General features: G+C 70.7%; 9 protein-coding genes and 1 pseudogene. 6 read left to right on the top strand and 4 right to left on the bottom strand.

From position 1 onward, the window contains the following. Positions 1-19 precede the first annotated feature (19 nt). The 4 genes from lpdA (at position 20) to aceE (ending at position 7,018) form a co-directional block, all read left to right on the top strand. Positions 20-1,408 (top strand): dihydrolipoyl dehydrogenase, encoded by a 1,389-nt coding sequence (gene lpdA, locus ACIBCK_RS02240; protein WP_367041148.1) that lies wholly within the window; start codon positions 20-22, stop codon positions 1,406-1,408. A 64-nt stretch (positions 1,409-1,472) separates the two neighbouring features. Further along, entirely contained in the window at positions 1,473-3,281 is a 1,809-nt protein-coding gene (gene sucB / locus ACIBCK_RS02245; RefSeq protein ID WP_399386179.1) for a 2-oxoglutarate dehydrogenase, E2 component, dihydrolipoamide succinyltransferase, read from the top strand. 149 nt (positions 3,282-3,430) lie between these two features. Next, a complete protein-coding gene (locus ACIBCK_RS02250; RefSeq protein ID WP_367041151.1) occupies positions 3,431-4,054 on the top strand; it encodes a GntR family transcriptional regulator in 624 nt (207 codons plus the stop codon). Positions 4,055-4,321: 267 nt separating this feature from the next. Beyond that, entirely contained in the window at positions 4,322-7,018 is a 2,697-nt protein-coding gene (gene aceE, locus ACIBCK_RS02255; RefSeq protein ID WP_399386180.1) for a pyruvate dehydrogenase (acetyl-transferring), homodimeric type, read from the top strand. Positions 7,019-7,095: 77 nt separating this feature from the next. Here aceE and ACIBCK_RS02260 read toward each other — a convergent pair whose 3' ends face one another. Together ACIBCK_RS02260 and ACIBCK_RS02265 are read right to left on the bottom strand one after the other, a co-directional pair. Further along, positions 7,096-8,067, bottom strand: a complete 972-nt coding sequence (locus ACIBCK_RS02260) for a helix-turn-helix transcriptional regulator (RefSeq protein ID WP_399386181.1) — start codon at positions 8,065-8,067, stop codon at positions 7,096-7,098. A gap of 28 nt (positions 8,068-8,095) precedes the next feature. Further along, complete coding sequence (locus tag ACIBCK_RS02265; RefSeq protein WP_399386182.1) at positions 8,096-9,067, bottom strand: SDR family oxidoreductase; 972 nt, start codon at positions 9,065-9,067, stop codon at positions 8,096-8,098. 133 nt (positions 9,068-9,200) lie between these two features. Here ACIBCK_RS02265 and ACIBCK_RS02270 point away from each other — a divergent pair, with 133 nt between their 5' ends. Continuing rightward, positions 9,201-9,725, top strand: a complete 525-nt coding sequence (locus ACIBCK_RS02270; RefSeq protein ID WP_367048947.1) for a DUF4240 domain-containing protein — start codon at positions 9,201-9,203, stop codon at positions 9,723-9,725. Between the two features lie 48 nt (positions 9,726-9,773). Here ACIBCK_RS02270 and ACIBCK_RS02275 read toward each other — a convergent pair whose 3' ends face one another. Continuing rightward, on the bottom strand, positions 9,774-10,670 hold the full coding sequence (locus ACIBCK_RS02275; protein WP_399386183.1) for a peptidoglycan recognition protein: 897 nt from the start codon (positions 10,668-10,670) through the stop codon (positions 9,774-9,776). Between the two features lie 168 nt (positions 10,671-10,838). On the opposite strand from ACIBCK_RS02275, the pseudogene ACIBCK_RS02280 reads away from it, so the two are divergent. Then, a pseudogene (locus tag ACIBCK_RS02280) lies at positions 10,839-11,003 on the top strand (TetR family transcriptional regulator); the annotation flags it as partial. A gap of 9 nt (positions 11,004-11,012) precedes the next feature. Here the strand turns inward: ACIBCK_RS02280 and ACIBCK_RS02285 are convergent. Beyond that, on the bottom strand, positions 11,013-12,158 hold the full coding sequence (locus ACIBCK_RS02285; RefSeq protein ID WP_399386184.1) for a PP2C family protein-serine/threonine phosphatase: 1,146 nt from the start codon (positions 12,156-12,158) through the stop codon (positions 11,013-11,015). Positions 12,159-12,226: the final 68 nt, after the last annotated feature.

Consider the following 12,226-nt stretch of genomic DNA (forward strand, 5'->3'; position numbering starts at 1 on the left):
CATGCATGGAGGACGTGACGTGGCGAACGACGCCAGCACCGTTTTCGACCTAGTGATCCTCGGCGGCGGTAGCGGCGGTTACGCCGCGGCACTGCGCGCGTCGCAGCTGGGCCTGGACGTCGCCCTGATCGAGAAGGGCAAGGTCGGCGGCACCTGCCTGCACAACGGCTGCATCCCGACGAAGGCGCTGCTGCACGCCGGCGAGATCGCCGACCAGGCACGCGAAGCCGGCCAGTTCGGCGTGAAGGCCACCTTCGAAGGCATCGACATGGCGGCCGTCCACAAGTACAAGGACGACGTGATCTCCGGCCTCTACAAGGGCCTGCAGGGACTCATCGCCTCGCGCAAGCTGACGTACATCGAGGGTGAGGGCAAGCTCTCGTCCCCGACCTCGGTGGACGTGAACGGCCAGCGCATCCAGGGCCGCCACGTGCTCCTCGCGACCGGCTCCGTGCCGAAGTCGCTGCCGGGCCTGGAGATCGACGGCGACCGCATCATCTCCTCGGACCACGCCCTCAAGCTGGACCGCGTGCCGAAGTCCGCGATCATCCTGGGCGGTGGCGTCATCGGCGTCGAGTTCGCCTCGGCGTGGAAGTCCTTCGGGGCCGAGGTCACCGTGGTCGAGGGCCTCAAGCACCTCGTGCCGGTCGAGGACGAGAACTCCTCGAAGCTTCTTGAGCGCGCGTTCCGCAAGCGCGGCATCAAGTTCAACCTCGGCACCTTCTTCGAGAAGGCCGAGTACACGCAGGACGGCGTCCGCGTGACTCTCGCCGACGGCAAGACCTTCGACGCCGAGGTGCTTCTGGTCGCCATCGGCCGTGGCCCCGTCTCCGCCGGTCTCGGCTACGAGGAGCAGGGCATCGCGATGGAGCGCGGCTTCGTCCTCGTCGACGAGTACATGCAGACCAACGTCCCGACCGTCTCGGCCGTGGGCGACCTGGCGCCGACGCTCCAGCTCGCGCACGTCGGCTTCGCCGAGGGCATCCTGGTGGCGGAGCGCCTGGCCGGTCTCAAGACCGTCCCGATCGACTACGACGGCGTGCCGAAGGTGACGTACTGCCACCCCGAGGTCGCCTCCGTGGGCATCACCGAGGCCAAGGCCAAGGAGATCTACGGCGCGGACAAGGTCGTCGCCCTCAAGTACAGCCTGGCGGGCAACGGCAAGAGCAAGATCCTCAAGACCGCGGGCGAGATCAAGCTCGTCCAGGTCAAGGACGGTGCCGTGGTCGGCGTCCACATGGTCGGCGACCGCATGGGCGAGCAGGTCGGCGAAGCCCAGCTGATCTACAACTGGGAAGCGCTGCCGGCCGAGGTCGCCCAGCTCATCCACGCCCACCCGACGCAGAACGAGGCCATGGGCGAGGCTCACCTGGCCCTCGCGGGCAAGCCTCTCCACTCCCACGACTGACCCATCAGTCACACGGGCGCGACGACCACAGACTTCCGCAATTTCGTAAGGAGCAACTGAAACCATGGCGGTTTCCGTATCCCTTCCGGCGCTCGGCGAGAGCGTCACCGAGGGCACTGTCACCCGTTGGCTGAAGGCCGAGGGCGAGCGCGTCGAGGCCGACGAGCCGTTGCTCGAGGTCTCGACCGACAAGGTCGACACCGAGATCCCCTCCCCGGCCGCGGGCATCCTGGCCTCCATCAAGGTCGCCGAGGACGAGACCGTCGAGGTCGGCGCCGAGCTCGCCGTCATCGATGACGGCTCCGGCGACGCGGGCGGCTCCGCCGCTCCGGCGCAGGAGGAGGCCCCGGCCGCCCCCGCCCAGGAGGAGGCCCCGGCTCAGGAGGCCCCGCAGCAGGAGGCCCCGGCCCAGGCAGAGGCGCCCGCCGCCCCCGCCCCGTCCGGCGGCTCCGCCGAGGGCACCGACGTCACGCTGCCCGCACTGGGCGAGTCGGTCACCGAGGGCACCGTCACCCGTTGGCTGAAGGAGGTCGGCGAGGAGGTCGCGGAGGACGAGCCCCTGCTCGAGGTCTCCACGGACAAGGTCGACACCGAGATCCCCTCCCCGGCCGCGGGCGTACTGCTCGAGATCGTCGTGGGCGAGGACGAGACCGCTGAGGTCGGCGCCAAGCTCGCCGTCATCGGCGCTCCCGGTGCCGCTCCGGCCCCCGCCAAGGAGGAGGCCCCGGCCGCCCCCGCGCAGCAGGAGGCGCCGAAGCAGGAGGCCCCGAAGCAGGAGGCTCCCAAGCAGGAGGCCGCCCCGGCTCCCGCGCAGCCTGCCGCCCCCGCTCAGCCCGCCGCCCCGGCGCAGCCCGCCGCCCCGGCCGCTCAGCCCGCGGCTCCGGCCCAGCCCGCCGCGGCTGCTCCGGCCGCGCCCGCCGCTCCGGCCGCCCCGGCTTCCCCGTCGGACGACGGCGCGTACGTCACGCCGCTGGTCCGCAAGCTCGCGAACGAGCACGGCGTGAGCCTCGGGGACGTCAAGGGCACCGGCGTCGGTGGCCGCATCCGCAAGCAGGACGTCATCGCTGCCGCCGAGGCCAAGAAGTCGGCTCCGGCTCCGGCCGCCGCCGCCCCGGCCGCCTCGAAGGCTCCGGCCCTGGAGACCTCTCCCCTCCGCGGCCAGACCGTCAAGATGACCCGCATGCGCAAGGTCATCGGCGACAACATGATGAAGGCGCTGCACTCGCAGGCCCAGCTGACCTCGGTCGTCGAGGTCGACATCACGAAGCTGATGAAGCTGCGCGCCAAGGCGAAGGACGCGTTCGCGGCCCGTGAGGGCGTCAAGCTCTCCCCGATGCCGTTCTTCGTCAAGGCCGCCGCCCAGGCGCTGAAGGCCCACCCGGTCGTCAACGCCCGGATCAACGACGACGAAGGCACCATCACGTACTTCGACTCGGAGAACATCGGCATCGCCGTTGACGCCGAGAAGGGTCTGATGACGCCGGTCATCAAGGGTGCGGGCGACCTGAACATCGCCGGTATCTCCAAGAAGACCGCCGAGCTGGCCGGCAAGGCCCGTGGCGGTGGCCTCACCCCGGACGACATGTCCGGCGCCACCTTCACGGTCTCCAACACCGGTTCGCGCGGTGCCCTGTTCGACACGGTCATCGTGCCGCCGAACCAGGCCGCGATCCTCGGCATCGGTGCCACGGTGAAGCGTCCGGTCGTCATCAACCACCCGGACCTCGGCGAGACCATCGCTGTCCGTGACATGACGTACCTCTCGCTCTCCTACGACCACCGTCTGGTGGACGGCGCGGACGCCGCCCGTTACCTGACCACGGTCAAGGCGATCCTTGAGGCCGGCGAGTTCGAGGTCGAGCTCGGCCTGTAGTCGTTGTCGCTGGTGCTGCGGCCCTCAGGGCTGTAAGACTCGTCTCATCAGCACGTACGCCCCCGTTCGGAGGTTTCCGAGCGGGGGCGTCGCCGTATTGTCTAGGGGTCACCACGCCCTGGGGCGCTGCCCCCGCCGGAGGAGCCCACATGACCGCGCCCGTTGTTCACTCGCTGCGCGAACAGATCCGCGAGCACATCGTGGAGGGGATCGTCAGCGGGCGCTGGCAGCCGGGCGAGCGGATCGTGGAGCGGCGGATCGCCGTCGAGCTGGAGGTCTCGCAGACTCCCGTACGGGAAGCCCTGCGCGAGCTGGAGACGCTGCGGCTCATCGAGTCGGCGCCCAACAAGGGCGTGCGCGTACGGAACTTGACCGCGGCGGACCTGGAGGAGAGCTACCCCGTCCGTGCGGGTCTCGAGGCCATCGCGGCCGAACTCGCGGCGCGGAGCCTGGCCGAGGACTGCTCGGCCCTCGAACCCCATGTCGCCGCCCTGTACGAGGCGGACCGGGCCGCGGACGGCACCGCGCAGGTGCGGCACACGGTCGGTTTCCACCGGGAGTTGGTGCGGGCCGCGAACAACTCCGTACTGCTGCACACCTGGGAGGGCCTCGGCATCGAGGTCTTCACCGCCCTTTCGATCCGATGGCTCGGGACGGTGCAGCAGTCGTACGCGGAGGAGCACGAGGCCCTCGTCACGGCCTTCCGGCAGCGGGACCCCGCGATCGCGGAGCTGGTGAAGGCCCACGTCCTGGGGTGCGCGCCGCGTCCCTGACGTAGGAGCACAGGGGTGCTCAAACGTGCCCCCACCTGCAAGGATCCTTGGAATCAAAGGCACCGCGTGCCCGTGTTCATGGCACCGGATGCCTACTTTCTGAATATGAAGGAGTTTTCCCCTTCAACCCTTTGATCGATCATCGATCACGGAGTTAGAGTCTCCGACGGGCTCCCACCCGAGCCTTACGCCCTGTCCTGCCAAAGACCTAGGGCACCCCACCCCTTACCGAACAGGGGACCCCCTCCGACTCAGGAAGGCGGCGACATGACCGACCCCTCCGCAATCCAGCCGAGCGAGCTCGACCAGCTCCCGGACCGCGACCCCGAGGAGACCGCCGAATGGCAGGCCTCCCTGGACGCCGTTACCCAGGCGGCCGGGCCGCACCGAGCCGCATACCTGATGCGGCGCACGCTGGAGCGCGCCGAGGGCGCGGGCCTGGCGCTGCCCAAGCTCCTTGAGACCGACTACGTCAACACCATCCCCACCTCCGCCGAGCCGGCGATCGAGGGCGACGAGGCGATGGAGCAGCGGATCGCCGCGTGGAACCGTTGGAACGCGGCCGCGATGGTGACCCGGGGCAGCAAATACGGCGTCGGTGGCCACATCGCCACCTTCGCCTCCGCCGCCTGGCTGTACGAGACGGGCTTCAACCACTTCTTCAAGGGCAAGGAGGGGGACGGCTCCGGCGACCAGCTCTACATCCAGGGCCACGCCTCCCCCGGCATCTACGCCCGCGCCTTCCTCGACGGCCGTCTGAACGAGGCGCAGCTCGACAACTTCCGGCGCGAGTCCGGCGGCGACGGCCTGCCGTCCTACCCGCACCCCCGCCGTCTCCCCTGGCTGTGGGAGTTCCCGACCGTCTCCATGGGCCTCGGCCCGCTGTCGGCGATCTACCAGGCGCGCTTCAACCGCTACCTCACCAACCGCAACATCAAGGACGTCTCCGCCTCGCACGTGTGGGCGTTCCTCGGTGACGGCGAGATGGACGAGCCCGAGTCGACGGCAGCCCTCGCGCTCGCCGCACGTGAGGGTCTCGACAACCTCACGTACGTCATCAACTGCAACCTGCAGCGTCTCGACGGCCCGGTCCGCGCCAACTTCCGCGTGGTCCAGGAGCTGGAGGCCCAGTTCCGCGGTGCCGGCTGGAACGTCATCAAGGTCCTGTGGGGCAACGCCTGGGACGAGCTGTTCAAGCTCGACACCAACGGCGCGCTCGTACGCCGCCTGCGCGAGGTACCGGACGCCCAGTTCCAGACGTACGCGACGCGCGACGCCGCCTACATCCGCGAGCACTTCTTCGGCTCCGAGCCCGCGCTCGTCGAGCTCGGCAAGCTGCTCAGCGACGACAAGATCAGCGAGTGCTTCCACCTCTCACGCGGCGGCCACGAGGCCCGCAAGGTCTACGCGGCCTACCGCGCGGCGCTCACCCACAAGGGCGCGCCGACCGTGATCCTCGCGCAGACGGTCAAGGGCTTCACGCTGGGCAAGGGCTTCGAGTCCAAGAACGCCAACCACCAGATGAAGAAGCTCACGGTGGACGAGTTCAAGGACATGCGCGACCTCCTGGAGCTGCCGATCTCGGACAGCCAGTTCGTCGACGGCGTGGTCCCCTACGGCCACCCCGGCGCCGACTCCCCCGAGGTCCGCTACCTCCAGGAGCGCCGTGCCGCCCTCGGCGGTCCGGCCCCGGCCCGCCGCACGCAGCCCCTCTCCCCGCTGCCCGCCCCGGCCGACAAGTCGTTCGCCTCGTTCGACAAGGGCTCAGGCTCGCAGTCGATCGCGACGACCATGGCCTTCGTACGCCTGGTCAAGGACCTGATCCGCGACAAGGAGTCCGGCAAGCGCTGGGTGCCGATCGTCCCCGACGAGGCGCGCACCTTCGGCATGGAGTCGCTCTTCCCGTCGCTCGGCATCTACTCGCCCAAGGGCCAGACGTACGAGCCGGTCGACCGCGACCAGCTCATGTACTACCGCGAGGCGAAGGACGGCCAGATCCTCAACGAGGGGATCACCGAGGCCGGATCGATGGCTGACTTCATCGCCGCGTCGTCGTCGTACGCGACGCACGGCGAAGCCATGATCCCGTTCTACATCTTCTACTCGATGTTCGGCTGGCAGCGCACGGCCGACCAGATGTGGCAGCTCGGCGACCAGCTCGGCCGCGGCTTCCTCGTCGGCGCCACCGCGGGACGTACGACGCTGACGGGCGAGGGTCTGCAGCACGCGGACGGTCACTCGCCGGTGATCGCCGCGACGAACCCCGCCGCCATGTCGTACGACCCGGCCTTCGCCTACGAGGTCGCGGCGATCGTCAAGGACGGTCTGCGCCGCATGTACGGCGAGGCCGCCCCCGGTGAGGACCAGAACGTCTTCTACTACCTCACCGTCTACAACGAGCCGATGCCGCAGCCCGCGAAGCCCGCGGGTGTGGACGAGGGCATCGTGAAGGGCCTGTACCGCTTCAACACCGCCGAGACGGCGGGGCTCTCCGCCGCGGCCAACGCCTCGCGCATCCAGTTGATCGGTTCGGGTACGGCCATCCACTGGACCCTCGCGGCCCAGAAGATGCTCGCCGAGGAGTGGGGTGTGGCCGCCGACGTGTGGTCCGCGACCTCCTGGACCGAGCTGCGCCGCGACGCCCTGGAGGCGGACGAGGCGATCCTGCGCGGCGAGGAGCGAATTCCCTACGTGCGTACGGCACTTGAGGGTGCGCAGGGTCCCGTGCTCGCAGTCTCCGACTACATGCGGCAGGTTCCCGACCAGATCGCGCAGTGGGTCGAGCAGGACTACTCGTCGCTCGGCGCGGACGGCTTCGGCCTCTCCGACACGCGTGACGCGGCGCGGCGCCACTTCGGCATCGACGCGGAGTCCATCGTCGTGGCCTCGCTCGCGCAGCTTGCCCGTCGCGGTGAGGTTCCCGCTTCCGCGGTGAAGGAAGCTCGGGCCAAGTACGGTCTGTAGCGGTTTGTGGCCTTCGGCTTGATGCGGGTCCCTGCCCCCTTCCGGGGGTGGGGACCCGCTGTCGGCTGTGGGAGGGCTTACCGGTAGCGGTCTGCCATCTGCCGTGCTGCCTGGGCAAAACGCTCCCTCAGAGCTACCGGCTCCAGGATCTCCGCCTCCGGGCCCAGCGCCATGAGCTGGATGTACGCGACGTCCTCGTTCTCGACCCGGAGGGTCAGCGTCACCCGGCCCTCGTCGTCCGGGGGGCTCGCGGTCGACAGTGCCTCTCGCGTGGACGCCGAGTCGGTGGCGTACGGAAGCTGCCGTACGCCCCGCTCGGAGAGCCGGAGCACGACCTCGGAGTGCAGGATCGCCCGCGCGAACTGCGCGGCCCGTTCCCCCCAGAAGCCCGGCAGATCGAAGTCCTCGTCGCGTACGAAGCGGTCGTCGCCCGCGGCGATCGCGGTGAACCGGTCGATGCGATACACCCGGAACGAGCCCGTGTCGGGCACCCGCGCGCACAAGTACCAGACCCCGGCCTTGAGCACGAGGCCGTAGGGCTCCAACTCCCTCTCCACCTCGGTGTCCTGGCGCCGGTAGCGGGCGGTGACGCGCCGGTCGTCCCACACCGCGTCCGCCAGCGGGGGCAGCAGTTCAGGCGCCGTCGTCTCCTGGAACCAGCCCGGCGCGTCCAGATGGAACCGCTGCGAGGCGTTCTGCGAGGCGTCCCGGAGCGAGGGCATCAGCGCCGCCGACACCTTCAGGCGGGCCGCCGATGCCGCGTCCTCCAGGCCCATCTCCCGCAGCGCGCCCGGCACTCCGGACAGGAACAGCGCCTCCGCCTCGCTGCGCCCGAGCCCGGTGAGCCGGGTGCGGTAGCCGCCGATGAGGCGGTAGCCGCCGGCCCGCCCCCGGTCCGCGTAGACCGGGACGCCCGCCTCCGAGAGGGCCTGGGCGTCCCGCGTGATGGTCCGCTCGGACACTTCGAGCTCACCCGCGAGCTCGGCGGCGGTCATGGAGGGGCGGGCCTGGAGCAGAAGCACCATCTTGATGAGGCGTGCAGCGCGCATGCCCCCATGATGCCGTCGGCGAGAGGCCCTAGCGGTAACCGGTGACGTCCGCCTCCTTGCTCTCCTGGTCGACCTCCGTGATGTACCGCCAGGCGTCCGGCGCCGAACCGTCGACGTCCGTGAAGCCGTACTCCTTGGCGAGGCCGCCGCTGGAGAGCGATGCGCCGTTCCAGCGGGCCACCTCGGGGTCGGCGGCGAGCGCGACCAGGGCCCGGCCCACGAAGGTCGGGGTCTCGGAGATGGCGAAGTGGGGGTTCTGCTCGCGGCCGTCGAGCCAGTTCTCCTCGGTCACCTTGAAGTACGTGTCGAGCATCGCCTCGGAGCGCAGCCAGCCGGGGGTCAGGCAGAGGGCCGTGCAGCCGTACTCCTTGAGCTCCTCGGCGAGGCCCTTCGCCATCCGCAGCGGGGCCGCCTTGGCGAGGTCGTAGTAGAACGGCTTGCGGTAGTTGGGGCCGTTGTACTCCTCGGTCCCGTCCGTGACCTCGACGACCAGGCCGCCGGGGTTCTTGATGAGCAGCGGGAGCGCGTACCGGCTGGTGACGATGTGGGTCTCGATGCCGAGGCGCATCAGGCGCAGCCCCTTGTCGAGGTCGTGCTCCCACATCTTCTTGTCCCACTCGACGTGGACGTCACCGCCCCAGATGTCGTTGACCAGGATGTCGAGGCGGCCCTGCTCACGGTCGATCCGGTCGACGAGTGCCTCGACCTGCTCGGGCTCGAGGTGGTCGGTGGGTACGGCGATGCCGGTGCCGGGTCCGCCCGCCTCGCGGCCCGCGGCGGTGATCAGCTCCGCGGTCTGCTCGATGGTCTCCGCGGTGCGGCCGACCTCACTGGTGTGCTCGCGGGTCGTACGCCCCGTCGCGTACACGGTGGCCCCCGCGCGGCCGAGCTCCACGGCCATGGCCCGGCCGGCGCCGCGGGTGGCGCCCGCGACGAGGGCGATCTTTCCGGTCAGTGGGTGTGCGGGCGCGTGTGTGCTGTCCATCTCTTCGCTCTCCATGGCTTCGAGGCTGCCACCCAATACCGACACCTGCTGTCGGGTTTTCCACGGGCATGTGCACACATAACGACACAGTCGCATCCGCCGCACTCCGCGTGCGTACGCACCCCCCAGGACCGATGCTTGTCCCGTGATGGACGAGACGGAGTTCTGGGAGATCGTGGACCGCACCCGCGTGGCCGCCGAGGGCGACCCCGAGGACCACGCCGACCTGCTCACCGAGAAGCTGCTGGAGCTCGAGCCGGACATGGTGCTCGACTTCGCCCGTCACTTCGAGGCGCGCTACAACCGTGCGTACCGCTGGGATCTGTGGGGAGCTTCCTGGGTCCTCCTCGGCGGCGCCAGCGACGACGCCTTCGACTATTTCCGCTGCTGGTTGATCGGTCAGGGGCGCGAGGTGTTCGAGGGGGCGCTGCACGACCCGGACTCCCTCGCGGATCTCCTCGACGACTTCGACGAGGACATCGACGGTGACGGCGAGGAGCTCGGCTACGCCGCCGACGAGGCCTACGAGACGCTCACCGGCGTCGTCACCCCCGACCTCGGCATCGCCCCCGCCCCCACGGAGCCGCTGGGAACACCACTCGACTTCGAGAACGAGGCGGCGATGGCCCAGCGCTACCCGAAACTGTGGGAACGCTTCGGCGAGGTCGACTGAGCCCCGGCTTCCCTGCCTCCCCGGACAGCAGTACACCCGCTCACCCGCTCACCGGCTCTGCAGCCGTGCGGCCCTCTCCCTGATCGCGGGGAGCGCGGCCATCAGCGCCGCCCCGGGGCAGGACGTGGAGTAGCCGTCCTTGTGCCCGGACACCGCGCTGAACCGCTCGACCGCCCCCGCCGGATATCTGCTGAGGCTGTTCGAGGACACCAGCCGCACCGAGGAACGCGGGTCCACGTCCGAGAGCCCGAGCTTCCACGCGATCAGCGCCGCCAGCGCGTCGGTCATCGCCCGGGGGAGTGGAGTCCCCGCCGTGAACGTCCCGATCGCCGCTATCCCCACCGACCCCTTGTTGAAGCCCTGCGTGTGGGCCCCGACGACGGCCCTCTCGATGCCGCCCGCACGCCCTTCGTAGACGGTCCCGCACCGGTCGACGAGGAAGTTGTAGCCGATGTCGTCCCACTGCCTCCCGTCGGTCTGGCCGGTGTACAGATAGCGGATGGTGCGCGGGGCGTCGGCGCAGTCGTAGCCGTTCGGCGTGTCCGTGTGGTGCACGAACACCGCCTCGACCCGGCTCGCGTACCGGGCCGGCGGCGGCTCGTCCGCCGCACCGGCCAGCCATGTGGCGCGCGGCACCACGTGAGGCTGCGCCGCGGGATGCCCCATCGCCCTGCGCACCGGCGCCGCGGCCGCCGGCATCCGGGGATCCGGGCCGGTGCCCCCTGCCCGCTCCCCGGGCCCGGCGAACGCCACCGGACCGTCACTCGCCCGCCCCGGCTCCCCCGGTATCCCGGGCCCCACGAACCAGGCGCACAACAGCAGAAGGGCCACGGCGGCGACCCCGGGCACACAGCCCAGCACCGCACGCACCGCCGACGGCACATGCACCGCAGGCGCACGGACCATGGACCCACGTGCCGCGGACAACCCACGGAAGACACGCATGGTCCGACTGTCCGGCCCGCCCGGTCCGCCCGCGATCCACACTCCGCCACTCGGGTGAATCTCCGGATCCCTGAGCCGGTGCCCTGAGCCGGAACCACGAGCCCGATCCCCGAGACTTCACGCCCGCGCGTCAGAAGTGGGTGCCGCCGTCGACCCGGACCTCCGTGACGCCTGGCGGCCGCTGCCGCCACCGACGCCATCCGCCTGGCCCTGGAGACCTGGGCCGCCACGGACGCACCCACCGACGGGCCGGGCTCGCCCGCCGCCCTGGCGGTGCGCTGCCTGCGCGAACTGACGGGCGGCCTGCGGCTCCTGGCCGCCCCCACACAATGACGGCTACCGCTACAACTCCGGAGTCCCCCGCGGTCCCGGCCGCACGTCCGGCTCCGGGTCCAGTGAGAGCGCCAGCAGGGCCACGTCGTCCCCCACACCACCGGAGAACCGCATGAGGTCTCTCCAGACCGCCGACGTCAGCGCCGCCGGGTCGTCCCGCATGTCGGCGCAGAGCACCGAAAGCCGCTCGGCCAGCGGATAGAAGGCGCCGGAGCCGTCCCGCGCCTCGGTCACCCCGTCGGTCACCACGAGCAACCAGTCGCCGGGCTTCACGCTCAGGGTCACCTCTTCGGGCGGGGCAATACCCGCGATGCCCAGGCCGAGCGGAGCCCCCGGCGCCACCGCGAGCTCCTCGACGACCCCACCGCGGACCAGCAGCGGCGGCGGGTGACCGCAGGAGACGATCCGCAGCTCAGGGGCGTCGGCCCGGAATTCCAGGAGCACGGCGGTGGCGAAGAGTTCGGCGTGCTCGGCCTCCTCGGAGTCGACCACCAGACGCCGGTCGAGCCGGGCGGCGACCCCCTCCAGGTCGGGCTGGTCGAGCACCGCCTCCCGGAAGGCACCGAGCAGCGCGGCGACCGTGCCGACGGCGGCAAGGCCGTGCCCCTGCACGTCACCGACCAGTGCCTGGACGCCGCTGAGGCCCTTGCGCACGTCGAAGAGGTCACCGCCGACCAGCGTTCCGCCCTGTGCGGCGCGGTAGAGGCCCGCGCAGCGCACCGGGCCCACGCGTTCGGGCAGGGGCGGCAGGACGGCGAACTGGGCGGCCTCCGCGACGGTTCGGACCGTGACGAGCTGGGTGTCACGCCGGCTGCGTACCCAGGCGAAGAGGATGCTCAGCAGCGCCACGAAGGCGACCGTCAGCACATCGCTGTCCCCGGGACGGCCGAGACCGAAGCCGGGCAGATAGAGCAGCAGCACCACGGTGCCGCCGAGGAGGGCCGTGGCGGATGCGCCGTACGACAGCGCGGCGAGCGGCGGCACGGCGGCGAGCAGGAAGCTGAGGTCGACCGTCTTCGGAGTGGCCAGCTGGATGGCGCAGATCACGGCGAGGAGCACGGGCGGGGGCCAGCGCACCCAGGGGGGCGGCGGCGCACCGCGCAGCCAGCCGGGTTCGTCCCTGTCCCGCCGGCTGGCAGCAGCGACCCTGAACATCGGTTCGCTCCTTCCGGTCGGCCTCCCCACGCTCCTACGCGCGCGTGCCCGCCGCACGCCGGGCCGGT

Source organism: Streptomyces sp. NPDC051218 (assembly GCF_044455475.1).
GTDB lineage: Bacteria > Actinomycetota > Actinomycetes > Streptomycetales > Streptomycetaceae > Streptomyces.